The following is a 14,449-nucleotide window of genomic DNA, read 5'->3' as shown; positions in this document are numbered from 1 at the left end:
CTTTATCCTGCCCGAGCACCGGGTGGCGAGCTTTCGCAAACGAGACAGAAACTAGCGAGAATTGGACAATCTGACGCCATAAAAAAGGGACCCGCAGGTCCCTTAGTCTGATGCTTAGTGTGCGCCCCCGCCGCCGCCGCCGGCACTGAATGGCGGCCTGGCGAACCACACCAGGCTGAGCAGAAGAATAAAGATCCCCGCCGAAACCCAGAAGATTTCGTTGGCGGAGATAATCAACCCCTGGTTGGTTATCTGCTGCGCTATCCAGCCGGAAGCCTGCTGCTGGGTCATTCCCATGCCCTGCAGCTGATCGTACATCTGCTGGGCGTTGGGGTTGAACGGCGTCACCGACTCGGTGAGCTGCGCATGGTGCAGCGCCTCACGGTTGGTCCACATGGTGGTGGTGATCGAGGTCCCGATGGAGCCGGCCAGAGTTCGGGTAAAGTTTGACAAGCTCGACGCCGCCGCCAGCCGCTCCGGCGGCAGGCCGGAGAGGGTGATGGTGGTCAATGGCATGAAGAAACAAGCCACCGCGAAGCCCTGGATAAACTGCGGCCACGCCGATGCACCAAAGTCCATACCCGGTTCAAAGGTCCACGCACGCCAGTAGAAGCAGACGGCATACATAATAAAGCTGAAGGTGACCAGCCGACGCATATCGAGCTTATGGGCAAAGCGGCCAATAATCGGCGACAGAATGACCGGGATCACCCCCACCGGCGCCGACGCCAAACCGGCCCAGGTAGCGGTGTAGCCGTAGACCTCCTGCAACAGCTGCGGCAGCAGTACGATAGCGCCGAAGTAGAGCATATAGGCCAGGCTGATACACAAACAGCCGATGGTGAAGTTGCGCGACTTAAACAGCGACAGGTCGACTATCGGGTTATCGTCAGTCAGCTCCCAGACAATCAGGAAGCTTATCGCCACCACCGCCACGATGGTCAGGATGATAATCTCGTTGGAAGCGAACCAGTCGAGCTCTTTACCGCGGTCGAGCATCACCTGCAGGCTACCGATACCGATAATCAGCAACGCCAGCCCGACGCCGTCGATACGTCGCTGTTCGGTACGGGTTTCGCGCCCGCGCAGGGTTTGCAGCGTCATGATCACCACTGCGATACCAATCGGCACGTTGATGAAGAAGATCCAGCCCCAGTGGTAGTTATCGCTGATATAGCCGCCGAGAATCGGGCCACAGATCGGCGCGACGATCACGGTCATTGACCACAGGGCCAGCGCAATAGAACGCTTCGCCGGTGGGTAGTTGCTGAGCAACAGGCTCTGCGACAGCGGGATCAGCGGACCGGCGACGATCCCCTGAATGACGCGGAAGAAAATCAGCATCGTCAGGCTGTTCGACACCCCACAGGCCCAGGAGGCGATAGCGAATGCCACCGTCGACCAGACGAAAAGCTTCACCTCGCCGACGCGCTTCGCCAGCCAGCCGGTAATGGGGATGGAGATGGCGTTGGCCACCCCGAACGAGGTGATGACCCACGTCCCCTGGCTCAGCGACGAGCCAAGGTTACCGGCAATGGTTGGGATCGCCACGTTGGCGATCGTGGAGTCCAGCACCTGCATGAACGTCGCCAGCGACAGCGCAATGGTCATAATGACCAGTTGCGCGCCTTCGAGCGGTTTTTGCTGTTGCATTACGCTCACCCCGAATTATCCGGCGTTGGCCTGAATGATCTCGTCGATCAGTTTATTAACCGGCTCAAGCGCGATTTCGCGGGCATTGCTCTCGTAAACCGGGGAGCTTCGCACCTGGCTGGCCAGCATTTCGCCATCGCGATCGGTGGTGTTGACTTCCACCAGCGTGGAGAGGCCGATGCGCAGCGGGTGTTCCGCCAGCTGTTTTTCGTCCAGCTCGATACGGACCGGCAGGCGCTGTACCACTTTGATCCAGTTACCGGTGGCGTTCTGCGCCGGCAGCAGGGAGAAGGCGCTGCCGGTGCCCATATCCAGGCCGACCACTTTGCCGGTGTATTTCACGTCATCGCCATAGATGTCGCTGATCACGGTGGCCGGCTGGCCGATGCGCATGTGCGCCAGCTGGGTCTCTTTAAAGTTGGCGTCGATCCACAGGTTGGTCGCCGGGACCACCGCCATCAGCGGCGTGGTGGTGCCGATCTGCGCCCCAGGCTGTACCGAGCGACGGGAAACGTAGCCGCTAATCGGGCTGACGATTTGCGTACGCTGCAGGGCCAGCCAGGCGTTACGCACTTCGGTGGCCGCCTGCAGCACCGCCGGCTGCTGTTCCAGTTTGGTGCCCAGCACGATCGCCTGGTTGGCGTTGTATTGCTGGATTGCCACGTCGAGTTCGGCCTGCGCGCTGGCGACGGTATCGCGGGCGTGCTGCAACTCTTCGCGGCCGATCAGGTTCGCGGCGCCCAGCGGGATGCGGCGATTCAGGTCAGCCTGCGCCTGGGCGAGGGCGGTCTTTTTGACGTCAATATTCGCCTGCAACTGCTTGCTGTTGATCATCTGCTGACGGGTTTGACGCACGCTGGCGGCCAGCTGCGTTTTGGCTTTCTCAAACGCCTGCTGGGCATCGGTCTGATCGAGCGTCACCAGCGGATCGCCTTTCTGCACGTAGTCCGTGTTGTCAGCCCAGACTTTGGTCACGCTGCCTGAGACCTGGGCCATAATTTGTACCTGGTTCCCTGCCACGTAGGCATCGTCGGTCTCTTCGTAATGACGCAGTACCAGAAACCAGTAAATCCCATATGCCACGGCAATAATAATAAAGAGCAATGTCAGCAACAGGAGTGCGCCTTTGCGCTTTCCTTTTTTGCTGCCTGGTTGCTGCGGGGTTTGGCTCTCCGCATTTGCGCTCATGTTATTCTCCACGATCTTATTATTTCACATCGGCTGAGCCGACCTGTTTATCAGAAAGGCCAGCAGAGATCTGCTGGCCTGGCTGTTTTCCTTGCAACGTAAAAATGGGCTGAGCGACGCCGCCCTTAGCGTAGAGAGTCCGCCAGCACGCCTTCTTCTTCCATCTGGTCAAGGCGGCTCAGGAGTTTGCGGGTGATATGTTCGAGCTGATCTTTTTCGCTGGTGCTGAGTGAAGACCACAGCTGATGCAGGCAGTTATGCTGCGGTGGCAGGACTTCACGCAAAAACTGATGGCCCTTTTCGGTCAGTTGCAGATGCAGACAGCGGCGATCGTTATCGCTCTCGCGACGTTCAATCCAGCCGCGTTTTTCCAGTTCATCAGCGATACGGGTGGCGTTGGTACGCGACGAGCCCAGCGCGCAACTCAGCTCGGACGGCTGGATGCTGTGGTTTTCCTGTGACTCCAGCGTAATCAGCGCCATAAATAATGTCTCGTTAATTCCCTGCGCTTTGAGCATTTTATTGCGATTTTCCAGCAGCTTACCTTGCATATGCATGCAAAGACGAGTTAACAGGATCTCCTGGAACGGGAAATCTTCATGGCGGCTGGCGCGGAATTTGAGCATTTGCTCAATGGGAGTAAACGAACTATCCATTTGGGTATGACCTCATTAATTACAGCCGATATAATAACTATTGTGACAAATAAATCAAATGAATTATTGACTAAAATTGATACGTAAAGCTTAGAGTCCGCTGGTGATTTTCCATGCCAGACCGTAGGCCAACGCCGACAGCAGCGTCGGGACAATAATGCTGCGGGTTTTCCAGAAGGCGGCCCCTAGCACCAGGAAGCCGATCAGCGTCGGCGCCAGGCGATGGGCATCGGCGAGGATCTCCGGCACGCTGGAGACCACCAGCAGCGCGCAAATCGAGGCGATGCCGATGGTATCCAGCAGCACGCTGACCGGGCCACGGCGGGCAGGCCGGGCATGGCCGGCGCGCAGGCGCAGGGGAAGATAGCGAAACAGATAATTCACGCTGCCGACTATCACCCCGAGCAGAAGGACTTCACTGTTCATCCGGCATCCCCTTAAGCATGGCCTGGACCAGCGCCGTCAGACACCCGCAGACAATCCCGGCGAGGATGGCCGCCGGAATGGAAAATAACAAAATGCCACCCAGCGCGCCTGCCAGGGCTGCCGTGACGCAGAGTGACTGCTGGCGCTGGAATGAGGCCAGCAGGAAGCTCATAAACAGCGCCGGCAGCATAAAGCCGAGCGCGGCCTCCACCGCGGGATAATCCACCAGCAGGCCGTTGCCGGACCAGGCGCCGGCCAGCGTGCCGCATACCCACGATGCCCAGGAAGTAAAAGCGAGACCGAGCATCCAGTTTTCGCTCCAGCGGCGGTTATCGCGAACCAGCCTGGCGGTGGCCGCGGCGAAAACCTCATCGGTCAGGCCAAAGGCCCAGAGGGCGGTTTTCTTTTTATCCAGCGCTGAGCGAATGCGGCTGCGCAATGAGGGACCATACAGCACGTGGCGGACATCCATCGCCATCACCGTCAGGGCGGCGACCCACAGCGAACTGCCGGCGGCCAGCATGGCGGTGATCACAAACTGGCTGGCGCCGGCGTAAATAATGCAGGAGAAAAACACGCTTTCCAGCGGGGTGAATCCCAGCCGGGTGGCGTTCAGTCCGAAGGCGAAAGCCACCGGCAGGTAGCTGATAACGATGGGGAGACTGTCTTTGATGCCTTCGCCGACGGTGGCGACACGTTCAGGTAAGGCACAGGTTAAGGGCGCGGGGTTTTCCATATGAATAACTTATCGCTGGATCCATGTGAAGGTGACAAATTGACCGATGGGTCCACCTTAACAGAGCGCGACGCGCCTTAACACTATGGAAATTCCTGGAATCCGCTTTTCCATACTCTGTGCTGCGAGCAACGAGGGAAAGGGAGCCCGGATAAGACGGAGCGCCTTATCCGGGAGGCAGGGTTACTGCTGCGCGGCGAGCGCCGCTTTCACCCAGCTGTCGAACAGCGGCTGGTGGGCTTTGATCCAGCCATCGACATGACCGTTAATGTCGGCTTCGGAAGCATGGCCTTCGTGCATCATCGCATTCTCGGCGTTGATGTCGGCGATCGGCAGCTTCATGACGCTAAACAGGGTGGCGGCGGCCGGATTTTTCTCGGCCCAGGCTTTGTTGGCGAGGATGTGCATTGTGTTCACCGGGAAGCCATAGTTGGCGCCGTTGGCCAGTTTGGTGTCGATGTTTTTCTGCTCGCCCGGCAGGGAGGAGAACGGCACCTGCAGCCAGACGACGTCTTTGCCAGGTTTCAGCACGTCGCTGACCCAGTACGGCGTCCAGGTGTAGTAGAGCACCGGTTTACCCTCTTTATAGCGGGCGATGGTGTCGGCCATCATCGCCGCGTAGTTGCCCTGGTTATGGGTGACGGTTTTGCTCAGGCCATAGGCGTCAATCTGGTGGTTAATCACCGCTTCGCAGCCCCAGCCTGGCGTACAGCCGGTGAGATCCGCTTTACCGTCATTATTGGTATCAAACAGTTTGGCGATCTGCGGATCTTTAAGCTGATCGATGGAGGTGATGTGGTACTGCTCGGCGGTTTTTTTATCGATCAGATAGCCCTGGGCGGCGCCTGAGACATACACCCCTTTACGATAGAATTTGTTATCACCGCCTGCCGCGGCGTACATGTCATCGTGCAGCGGCTGCCAGTTGGTGGCGATAAAGGTGGTATCCCCGGCGGCAATCGAGGTATAGGCAACGTTATAGTCCACTTCGCTCGGTTTCTCGACGGTGTAGCCTAGCTTCTCCAGCGCGCGACTGACCAGCAGGGTCTGGAAGGTCTCTTCCGAAATAGTGCTCTGGGCAGGCTTCACGGTAATCCCTTTGCCCGGCAGGTCGGCGGCGAAGGTGCTGGTGGCGATCAGGGTGGCAAAGGCGGCGGTGGCCATCATCGTACGATGTCGCATGGTGGTTCCTCTTATTGTTTAACGGGAAGAGCGACCCCCCGGCCTCGGCTGGTGCCGGGGAGCGGCGCTGTTATCGACTTATCGACAGAAAGGGCGAGTGATAAGCCCCAGTGGGCCGGTGGTGTACCAGCGGCGGTTGCCGCGACTGCGGGCGTCGCGACCGACGGCCTGGGTGAGGCGGTCAAGAATAATCGCGAGGATCACGATCCCCACTCCGCCGACGGTGGCGAGACCCATATCCAGGCGGCCGATGCCGCGCAGCACCATCTGGCCAAGACCGCCGACGGCGATCATCGAGGCGATCACCACCATCGACAGGGCCAGCATCAGCGTCTGGTTTACCCCGGCCATGATGGTGGGCATCGCCAGCGGCAGCTGAACCTTAAACAACAGCTGGCGCGGGCTGGCGCCAAACGAGCGCGACGCTTCGATCAGATCCGCGGGCACCTGGTTTATCCCGAGAATGGTCAGGCGGACGATCGGCGGCAAGGCGAAGATAATCGTCACTACCACGCCGGGCACGTTGCCGATGCCGAACAGCATCACGATCGGCACCAGGTAGACGAAGGCCGGCGTGGTCTGCATGGCATCGAGCAGCGGGCGGATAATTTTTGCCGCCCGCGGGCTGCGCGCCAGCCAAATACCCAGCGGCAGGCCGATAACCATGCAGAACAGCAGGGCGGTGAGGACCAGCGCCAGGGTGACCATCGCCTGCGACCAGGCGCCGATAGCGCCGATGGCAATCAGCGAAACCAGGGTGGCGACCCCCATGCCGAGGCTGGAGATCTGCCAGGCGATCAGCGCGAAGACGATAATCGCCACCGGCGCTGGCATCCCCAACAACAGCTGCTGGAAGGCGCTGAGGATGTAGTCGATCGGCACGCGGATCCCCTGGAATAGCGGACGGAAGTGCAGCACGATCCAGTCGATAGCGTGGGTGACCCAGCTGTCGAGCGGGATCAGCGTTTTATGGAACGGGTCCATGATGTTGAACGATTCCGGCTGCGGCGCGGGCGCGCTGTGCAGCCAGTCGGCGCCGCCGCCGTTGGCCGGCGCGGCAGTAGAGGCGCCACCCCAGGCATCGGCGGCCTGCGCAGCGCTGTCGGTTGCCGGGGCGCTGTCCCACGGATTAGTTTGATCAGCCATGATTCACCCCCTCGCGATCTAAAGCCTGGAGCAGCATTCGTTTGGAAATGATGCCAATGTATTGTTGTTCTTCATCCACCACCGGGACGGCGCACGGGGCGTGGCCGACGTGGGAGAGCAGATCGCTGAGCGGCGTTTGCGCCTCCACCGCCAGCGGGGCGTCAATCAGCGCCGCCTCGATCCCCTGGCCGACGCTGAGCGCGGTTTTCAGAGAATCGATCGAGACAATCCCGACAAAGCGATTTCCGCGTTCGATGACATAGCCATATTCCCGGTCTTCATCCTGTAATAATTTCAGCGCGGAGCGGGGGCCAAAACCTGGGGTTTTACGAATCAATCCAACCGGGCTGCGGCGGGCAATATCTTTGGCGCTGAAGACCTGGCTAATATCCACGCCGCGGAAGAAGGTGCGCACATAATCATTGGCCGGATTATTCAGTATTTCATCCGGCGTACCGACCTGGACCACTTCGCCATTTTGCATAATGGCAATGCGATCGCCAATTCGCATGGCTTCATCAAGGTCATGGGAAATAAAGACGATAGTGCGTTGATGCTTCGCCTGTAATTTGATGAGCTCATCCTGCATTTCGGTGCGAATGAGCGGGTCGAGCGCGGAGAAGGCTTCATCCATTAACAGAATATCGGGATTAATCGCCAGCGCGCGAGCTAAACCGACGCGCTGACGCATCCCGCCGGAGAGTTCATCCGGCCAGGCATGGGCATAATTCTCCAGCCCCACCTGACGCAGCGCCTCCCGCGCTTTTTGTTCTCGTTCGGCGGTCGGGACGCCGGCAAGCGCCATACCAAACGCCGTGTTGTCGAGCACGCTCATGTGTGGCATCAGCGCAAAGGACTGAAAAACCATCGCAATTTTCTTGCGACGCACCTCGCGCAGCTCGGCGTCCGACATTTTGGCGATATCGACTCCGTCAATCAGCACCTGGCCGCGGGTGGGTTCAATCAGGCGATTGAGAAGGCGAACCATGGTGGATTTCCCCGAGCCGGAGAGCCCCATGATGACGAATATCTCGCCTTCTTCAATGGCCAGACTGGCGTCTTTGACGCCAAGCGACAGCCCCGTTTTTTCCAGTATTTGCGCTTTGTTGAGTCCTTTCTCAATATATTTGAAAGCCCGGTTTGGGTGCTCGCCAAATATCTTATAAAGATTTTTAATTTCTAATTTAATTGCCATGCAATAGAGAAGTTCCTGTTATTTGTTTATTGCGATACGATACCCGATGGTGATTATGATCTTTTTACACCCTAACATACTCAGATTCTGTGACAACCCTCAATGGCAAACTCTCGGCAAAATGGCGTGAGGGACAGAGCGGCGCAGCCCCCGTGATATAAGGGCTGAGCGTCAATTTGTTGTGGGTAATATTTTTTGATTATCTCTGGATAATTCGACTGAAATGGACCAGTTTTCTGTTAAATATGACGGAGTGATGACGGTTATGCGATGGAGAGAATATTTGGCAGATGAACCCACTTTTCTGCGAAATAGATCACCAGGAACCAGCCCGCCATATTCCTGGTGAAAGTACGGTTAAAAGTCCCAATCGTCGTCGGCGGTTTCTTCCGTTTTGCCTATCACGTACGAGGAGCCGGAGCCGGAGAAAAAGTCGTGGTTTTCATCGGCGTTAGGCGACAGCGCGGCGAGGATCGCTGGGTTAACCGCTGCCATCTCCGCCGGAAACAGCGCTTCATAACCGAGGTTCATCAGCGCTTTGTTGGCGTTGTAGCACAGGAAAGCGCTGACGTCGTCAAACCAGCCGCTCTCGCCGTACAGTTCCCGACTGTAGGCCAGCTCGTTGTCGTAAAGATCCATCAGCAGATCGAGGGCGAAATTTTTCAGTTCTTCGCGCTTTCCGGGGCTGACGATCTCCAGTCCTTTCTGATACTTGTAGCCAATGTAATAGCCATGTACCGCTTCATCGCGAATGATCAGACGGATCAGATCCGCGGTATTGGTCAGTTTTCCCCGGCTGGAGAAGTGCATTGGCAGCCAGAAGCCGGAGTAGAAGAGAAAGGATTCGAGGAACACGCTGGCGATTTTTTTCTTCAGCGGCTCGTCGGCCTGATAGTAGCCCAGCATCAGTTGCGCCTTGCGCTGCAGGGGTTCGCAGCTTTCACTCCAGGCGAAGGCGGCATCCACCTCTTTGCTGTGGCACAGCGTGGAAAAAATGGAGCTGTAAGAGCGGGCATGAACCGCTTCCATAAAGCTGATGTTCGACAGCACCGCCTCCTCATGCGGGGTCAGCGCGTCCGCCATCAGCGCCGGCGCGCCGACCGTGTTCTGAATGGTGTCGAGCAGCGTCAGCCCGGTGAAGACGCGAATGGTCAACTGCTGCTCCGCCGCGCTGAGGGTTTGCCAGGCGGGAATGTCGTTTGACAGCGGCACTTTCTCCGGTAGCCAGAAGTTGCTGGTGAGACGATTCCAGACCTCAAGATCTTTGTCATCATCAATGCGGTTCCAGTTGATAGCGCTGATGCGCGTTAAATGGGTCATCCTGTTCTCCTTACAGTGCGCAGGACACGCAGCCTTCAATTTCAGTGCCTTCCAGCGCCAGCTGGCGCAGACGGATGTAGTAGAGGGTCTTAATGCCTTTCTTCCAGGCGTAGATTTGCGCCTTGTTGATATCGCGGGTGGTGGCGGTATCCGGGAAGAACAACGTCAACGACAGCCCCTGATCGACGTGGCGCGTCGCCTCGGCGTAGGTGTCAATGATCTTCTGGGGCCCTATCTCGTACGCATCCTGATAAAGGGCCAGATTGTTGTTATTCATAAACGGCGCGGGGTAGTACACCCGCCCGGTCTTCCCCTCTTTGCGGATCTCAATCTTCGAGACGATCGGATGAATGCTGGAGGTGGCATGGTTGATGTACGAGATCGACCCGGTGGGCGGCACCGCCTGCAGATAGCGGTTATAGATGCCATAGCGCATGACATCGTCGCGCAGCTGGCGCCAGCTTTCCCGGTCGGGCAGGGGGATACCGGCGCGGGCGAACAGTGCGCGCACCCGTTCGGTTTTCGGCTGCCACTCCTCCTGCAGATATTTGTCGAAGTACGCCCCGCTGGCGTAGCGTGACTGTTCGAAGCCAGCGAAGCGCTGGCCGCGCTCGCGGGCCAGCAGCATCGAGGTGTGCAGGGCATGCCAGGTCACGGTGTAAAAATAGATATTGGTGAAGTCCAGCCCCTCCGGACTGCCGTAGGCAATCCCTTCTCGCGCCAGGTAGCCGTGCAGATTCATCTGCCCCAGGCCGATGGCGTGGGAGGCCGCATTGCCGGCCGCCACCGAGGGAACCGACTGTATGTCGCTCATATCGGATACCGCGGTCAGGGCGCGCACCGCGGTGGCGATAGTGCGGGCAAAATCCGGCGAGTCCATGGTATGGGCGATGTTCAGCGAGCCGAGGTTGCAGGAGATATCCTCGCCGATATGGGCGTAACTGAGGTTCTCATCATAGGTGGATGGCGTACTGACCTGCAGAATTTCCGAACACAGATTGCTCATGGTGATCCGTCCGGCCACCGGATTGGCGCGATTGACGGTATCTTCAAACATGATGTACGGATAGCCGGACTCAAACTGGATCTCCGCCAGGCGCTGGAAAAGGTCGCGGGCGCGGATCCAGCGCTTGCGGACCCGTTCGTCGGCCACCAGCTGCGGATAGAGATCGCCGATGGCGCAGTCGGCGAAGGGTTTACCGTACAGCCGCTCGACGTCATACGGCGAGAACAGGGCCATCTGCGCGTCTTCTTTTGCCAGCTGGAAGGTGATATCGGGGATCACCACTCCCAGCGACAAGGTTTTGATGCGGATTTTCTCATCGGCATTCTCACGCCGGGTATCGAGGAAGCGCAAAATATCGGGATGGTGCGCATGCAGCCAGACCGCTCCCGCCCCCTGGCGGGCGCCAAGCTGGTTGGCATAGGAGAAGGCGTCCTCCAGCATCTTCATCACCGGCACCACCCCGGAGGACTGATTTTCGATGCGCTTGATCGGCGCCCCGGCCTCGCGCAGGTTGGAGAGTAAAAAGGCCACGCCGCCGCCGCGCTTCGACAGCTGCAGCGCCGAGTTAACCGCCCGGCCGATGGATTCCATATTATCTTCAATGCGCAGCAGGAAGCAGGAGATCAGCTCCCCGCGCTGCTGTTTGCCGGCGTTGAGGAAGGTGGGGGTCGCGGGCTGGAAGCGGCCGCTGAGCATCTCTTCCATTAGCTGCCGCGCCTGCTGGTCATCCCCCTGGGCCAGCGTCAGTGCCACCATTACGCAGCGATCGGCAAAATCCTCGAGGTAGTGCTTGCCGTCAAAGGTCTTCAGCGCGTAGCTGGTATAGAACTTCCAGGCGCCGAGGAAGGTCTGAAAGCGAAACGCGGCGCGCCGGGCATGGGCGAACAATGCCAGCACAAACGCGCGGTCATAGCCGGCCAGCACCTGCGGATCGTAATAGCCCTCGCGGACGAGCCAGGTGAGTTTATCCTCCTGGCTGACAAAACTGAGGGTGTTGGGCTGTATCTGGGCGGTCATAAAGACCTCCACCGCCTGGCGATCTTTCTCAAACGGTATGCGACCCTCGCTGTCGTACAAATTCAGCATCGCGTTGAGGGCGTGAAAATCCGCCGCGGCGGTTATACGTTCTGCGGTTGTCGTTGCCAAAATTCGCTGACTCCTTTACGCACGTTGTCGATATCGTCGGGGGTTCCCATCAGCTCGAAGCGGTAGAGATAGGGCACGGCGCATTTTTGCGCGATGACCTCCCCGGCACGCCCCCAGGCGTCGCCAAAGTTGCGATTGCCAGCGGCAATCACCCCGCGGATCAGCTGGCGGTTATGCACGTCGTTTAAAAAGCGGATCGCCTGACGCGGTACCGCGCCGGCCGTACCGCCGCCGCCATAGCTGGGAACGATGAGAATATAGGGTTCGTCTACCTGGAGATGTTCGCGCTCGTTCAGCGGAATGCGCACCGCCGGCAGCCCCAGGCGCTGCACAAAGCGATGGGTATTCTCCGAACGGCTGGAGAAGTAGACGATGAGGCTCATGCGCTGGCCGCCGTGACGGAGGGGCGCAGGCGATTGATCATATCCGGGCGGAAGCCGCTCCAGCGTAGCTCACCGGCGATCACCACCGGCAGCTGGCGAAATCCCTGCTCGCGCAGGGTGTCAGCTGCATCCGGCTGCTGGTCGACGTTCACCATTTCAAAGGCCAGTCCTCGGCTCTCCATGGCTCGCCGTGTGGCATGGCACTGCACGCAGTCATTTCGGGTGTAAATAATAATGCGCATGATTCGTATTTCTATTTAAGATAACAGCACGGCGCTAAACGCAGCGTCGAACGTTGTGGGTCATTCGATAAGGAAATACTAGATGTAGTTGTTTGAAAGTTCAACCACTCAATATATAGCGTTTTTAGCAAGGAAATCCCCCGCCGGGACAATTCGGCGGAGGAGGGGGAAGGCTGTGCGGAACTACAGACGCATGGCGACGGCGAGACGGTTAAAGGCGTTCATCAGGCTGATGGCTAAGGTCAGATCGCTTATCTGACGCGGGGTAAAATGTTCGCGCAGCGGCAGGTAAACGTCATCTTCCGCATGGCTGGCGGCAATGTCGGTGACCGACTCGGCCCACGCCAGCGCTGCGCGTTCGCCAGGTGTGAAGTGGGCGCTTACCCGCCAGCCCGCCAGGGCATCCAGTTTGCTTTGCGCCATACCGCCCTTGCGCAGCGCCTGGCTGTGCTTCTCAAGGCAGAAGGCGCAGCCGTTGATCTGCGAGACGCGTAAATAAACCAGCTCTACCAGGGCGCTGCCCAGCTCGCTTTTCTCCAGCGCGATGCTGGCCTGTACCAGCCCTTTATAGACTTCCGGGCTCAGTTCACTGAATGGCTGACGTAATTGGCTCATGGTGTTCTCCTCTCTAAGACGGCAGCCAAAATAGCACTATAATGGACTGCAAAAGATAGCCATATTGTGATGAAAAAAGCAGACCATAATGGAAGCGATCCACCTCCCTCTTTATCAGCGTATTGCCCGCCAGCTGAAATCGGCAATTGAACGGGGCGAACTGACCCCGGGCAGCCGTCTGCCCGCCAGCCGGGTGTTTGCCCAGGAGCAGGGTGTCTCCCGGGCGACTATCGAAAACGCCTGGGGTGAACTGGTCGCCCAGGGGTGGCTTGAGCGGCGTGGGCAGGCGGGGACCTTTGTCAGCGAGCGGCTCAGTCCGCGCCAGCTGGCGCCGGTAACGCCAGCGCAATCAGCCGCCTCGACGGACCCGTTGCCCTTTCAGATGGGGCTGCCGGCGCTGGATCTCTTTCCGCGCGGGCTGTGGGCGCGAGTGATGGGTCGTCGGCTGCGGACGCAGTCGCGGTTCGACCTTGCCCCCGGCGATCCCGGCGGCGACCCGCTTCTGCGCCAGGCGATCGTGGAGTATCTGCGCCTGTCGCGCAGTATTGACTGCCAGCCGGAGCAGGTGCTGATTACCGGCAACTATGCTACCTCCATGGATCTTATCCTGCGTACGCTGGCGCAGCCGGGGCAGCATATGTGGATGGAGGATCCGGGGTATCCCTTTATCCGCCCGGTCGTTGAGGCCAGGCAGCTGGTGGTGGATGCGATCCCGGTGGACGACGAAGGAATGGATGTTGGCTGGGGCTTGCGGCATCACCCTCAAGCGCGGTTTGCCCTGCTCACCCCGGCACACCAGAGCCCGCTGGGGGTCGCGCTGTCGCTGCCCCGGCGTCGCCAGCTGCTGGCGTGGGCGACAGCGCGCGACGCGTGGATTATTGAGGACGATTACGATAGTGAGTTTCGCTATCACGGCAAACCGCTGCCGCCAGTGAAAAGCCTCGATGCGCCGCAGCGGGTTATCTACGCCGGCACTTTCAGTAAGTCGATGTTTCCGGCGCTGCGCACCGCCTGGCTTGTGGTGCCGACCCCGCTGGCGGCGCGTTTTCATCAGACGGCGGAGCGCCAGCCCTGCACCGTTCCTACTCTGTGGCAGCAGACGCTGGCGGATTTTATCCAGCAGGGACATTTCTGGCGTCATCTGAAAAAAATGCGCGCCAGCTATAGCCAGCGCCGACAGTGGCTGGAGTCGGCCCTGCAGGCGCAGGGCTTTCAGGTCACGCCGCAGCAGGGGGGCATTCAGCTGGTCATGCCGGTCAGCGGCAACGATCGCCTGCTGGCCCGGCAGGCGGTTGAGGCCGGGCTGGCGGTGCAGGCGCTGAGCGACTGGCGTCTTCGCCATGCAGGCGAGGGGGGATTACTGATGAGTTTTACCAATATTCGCTCAGCGGCGATGGCCGATGCGCTGGCCCGGCGGCTCAGAGAGGCGATCGCGAACGATGGCGCATAAAAAACCCCTGCGGCCAGAGGCGCGCAGGGGCTGACGCGTATTTGTTATCTTCATTAGATTCCGTGAAGCTCGCGGGCTTCCGCTCGCCAGGCGCGCGCGGAAGCT

General features: G+C 59.1%; 14 protein-coding genes. 1 reads left to right on the top strand and 13 read right to left on the bottom strand.

The genetic code is table 11. The annotated features are described in order from the left end of the window. Positions 1–114: 114 nt before the first annotated feature. From emrB to SPE70_RS20425, 13 genes are all read right to left on the bottom strand, one after another. Entirely contained in the window at positions 115–1,653 is a 1,539-nt protein-coding gene (gene emrB, locus SPE70_RS20485) for a multidrug efflux MFS transporter permease subunit EmrB (protein WP_008806145.1), read from the bottom strand. Positions 1,654–1,668: 15 nt separating this feature from the next. After that, entirely contained in the window at positions 1,669–2,841 is a 1,173-nt protein-coding gene (gene emrA, locus SPE70_RS20480; RefSeq protein WP_008806144.1) for a multidrug efflux MFS transporter periplasmic adaptor subunit EmrA, read from the bottom strand. Between the two features lie 125 nt (positions 2,842–2,966). Next, complete coding sequence (mprA, locus tag SPE70_RS20475) at positions 2,967–3,497, bottom strand: transcriptional repressor MprA (RefSeq protein WP_002914337.1); 531 nt, start codon at positions 3,495–3,497, stop codon at positions 2,967–2,969. Between the two features lie 90 nt (positions 3,498–3,587). Further along, the gene (ygaH, locus tag SPE70_RS20470; RefSeq protein ID WP_008806143.1) at positions 3,588–3,923 is read right to left on the bottom strand and encodes an L-valine transporter subunit YgaH; all 336 of its coding nucleotides are present in this window, start codon (positions 3,921–3,923) and stop codon (positions 3,588–3,590) included. Then, positions 3,913–4,659: an AzlC family ABC transporter permease gene (locus tag SPE70_RS20465; protein WP_022065776.1), complete on the bottom strand. Its 747-nt coding sequence runs from the start codon at positions 4,657–4,659 to the stop codon at positions 3,913–3,915. Before SPE70_RS20465 ends, ygaH begins: the two co-directional genes overlap by 11 nt. 183 nt (positions 4,660–4,842) lie before the next feature. Next, on the bottom strand, positions 4,843–5,841 hold the full coding sequence (gene proX, locus SPE70_RS20460) for a glycine betaine/L-proline ABC transporter substrate-binding protein ProX (RefSeq protein WP_064170044.1): 999 nt from the start codon (positions 5,839–5,841) through the stop codon (positions 4,843–4,845). Between the two features lie 78 nt (positions 5,842–5,919). Beyond that, positions 5,920–6,987 (bottom strand): glycine betaine/L-proline ABC transporter permease ProW, encoded by a 1,068-nt coding sequence (gene proW / locus SPE70_RS20455; RefSeq protein ID WP_008806140.1) that lies wholly within the window; start codon positions 6,985–6,987, stop codon positions 5,920–5,922. Then, positions 6,980–8,182, bottom strand: coding sequence for a glycine betaine/L-proline ABC transporter ATP-binding protein ProV (gene proV / locus SPE70_RS20450; RefSeq protein ID WP_008806139.1), 1,203 nt, complete (start codon positions 8,180–8,182; stop codon positions 6,980–6,982). The genes proW and proV overlap by 8 nt, the downstream gene beginning before the upstream one ends. A gap of 357 nt (positions 8,183–8,539) precedes the next feature. Next, positions 8,540–9,502, bottom strand: coding sequence for a class 1b ribonucleoside-diphosphate reductase subunit beta (gene nrdF, locus SPE70_RS20445; protein ID WP_008806138.1), 963 nt, complete (start codon positions 9,500–9,502; stop codon positions 8,540–8,542). Positions 9,503–9,512: 10 nt separating this feature from the next. Further along, entirely contained in the window at positions 9,513–11,654 is a 2,142-nt protein-coding gene (gene nrdE / locus SPE70_RS20440; protein ID WP_064170045.1) for a class 1b ribonucleoside-diphosphate reductase subunit alpha, read from the bottom strand. Continuing rightward, positions 11,627–12,037 (bottom strand): class Ib ribonucleoside-diphosphate reductase assembly flavoprotein NrdI, encoded by a 411-nt coding sequence (nrdI, locus tag SPE70_RS20435; RefSeq protein WP_008806136.1) that lies wholly within the window; start codon positions 12,035–12,037, stop codon positions 11,627–11,629. The genes nrdE and nrdI overlap by 28 nt, the downstream gene beginning before the upstream one ends. Next, positions 12,034–12,279: a glutaredoxin-like protein NrdH gene (gene nrdH, locus SPE70_RS20430; RefSeq protein WP_012540796.1), complete on the bottom strand. Its 246-nt coding sequence runs from the start codon at positions 12,277–12,279 to the stop codon at positions 12,034–12,036. Before nrdH ends, nrdI begins: the two co-directional genes overlap by 4 nt. Before the next feature lie 183 nt (positions 12,280–12,462). After that, positions 12,463–12,894 carry a carboxymuconolactone decarboxylase family protein gene (locus tag SPE70_RS20425; protein WP_012540797.1) on the bottom strand — a complete coding sequence of 144 codons (432 nt, stop codon included), beginning with the start codon at positions 12,892–12,894 and terminating at the stop codon, positions 12,463–12,465. Between the two features lie 88 nt (positions 12,895–12,982). Here SPE70_RS20425 and SPE70_RS20420 point away from each other — a divergent pair, with 88 nt between their 5' ends. After that, positions 12,983–14,344 carry a MocR-like pyridoxine biosynthesis transcription factor PdxR gene (locus SPE70_RS20420; protein WP_022065773.1) on the top strand — a complete coding sequence of 454 codons (1,362 nt, stop codon included), beginning with the start codon at positions 12,983–12,985 and terminating at the stop codon, positions 14,342–14,344. The last annotated feature ends 105 nt before the right edge of the window (positions 14,345–14,449 follow it).

It is taken from the genome of Klebsiella sp. ZJOU C1, from assembly GCF_035620215.1.
GTDB classification, from domain to species: domain Bacteria; phylum Pseudomonadota; class Gammaproteobacteria; order Enterobacterales; family Enterobacteriaceae; genus Klebsiella; species Klebsiella variicola.
This window is presented reverse-complemented; position numbering and strand designations above follow the sequence as displayed.

Excerpts from the sequence above, each read along its gene's own strand:
- mprA (WP_002914337.1), bottom strand. The coding sequence starts at position 3,497 with ATGGATAGTTCGTTTACTCCCATTGAGCAAATGCTCAAATTCCGCGCC.
- proV (WP_008806139.1), bottom strand. The coding sequence starts at position 8,182 with ATGGCAATTAAATTAGAAATTAAAAATCTTTATAAGATATTTGGCGAG.
- SPE70_RS20465 (WP_022065776.1), bottom strand. The coding sequence starts at position 4,659 with ATGGAAAACCCCGCGCCCTTAACCTGTGCCTTACCTGAACGTGTCGCC.
- emrA (WP_008806144.1), bottom strand. The coding sequence starts at position 2,841 with ATGAGCGCAAATGCGGAGAGCCAAACCCCGCAGCAACCAGGCAGCAAA.
- emrB (WP_008806145.1), bottom strand. The coding sequence starts at position 1,653 with ATGCAACAGCAAAAACCGCTCGAAGGCGCGCAACTGGTCATTATGACC.
- nrdI (WP_008806136.1), bottom strand. The coding sequence starts at position 12,037 with ATGAGCCTCATCGTCTACTTCTCCAGCCGTTCGGAGAATACCCATCGC.
- SPE70_RS20425 (WP_012540797.1), bottom strand. The coding sequence starts at position 12,894 with ATGAGCCAATTACGTCAGCCATTCAGTGAACTGAGCCCGGAAGTCTAT.
- nrdH (WP_012540796.1), bottom strand. The coding sequence starts at position 12,279 with ATGCGCATTATTATTTACACCCGAAATGACTGCGTGCAGTGCCATGCC.
- SPE70_RS20420 (WP_022065773.1), top strand. The coding sequence starts at position 12,983 with ATGGAAGCGATCCACCTCCCTCTTTATCAGCGTATTGCCCGCCAGCTG.
- nrdF (WP_008806138.1), bottom strand. The coding sequence starts at position 9,502 with ATGACCCATTTAACGCGCATCAGCGCTATCAACTGGAACCGCATTGAT.
- proX (WP_064170044.1), bottom strand. The coding sequence starts at position 5,841 with ATGCGACATCGTACGATGATGGCCACCGCCGCCTTTGCCACCCTGATC.
- proW (WP_008806140.1), bottom strand. The coding sequence starts at position 6,987 with ATGGCTGATCAAACTAATCCGTGGGACAGCGCCCCGGCAACCGACAGC.
- ygaH (WP_008806143.1), bottom strand. The coding sequence starts at position 3,923 with ATGAACAGTGAAGTCCTTCTGCTCGGGGTGATAGTCGGCAGCGTGAAT.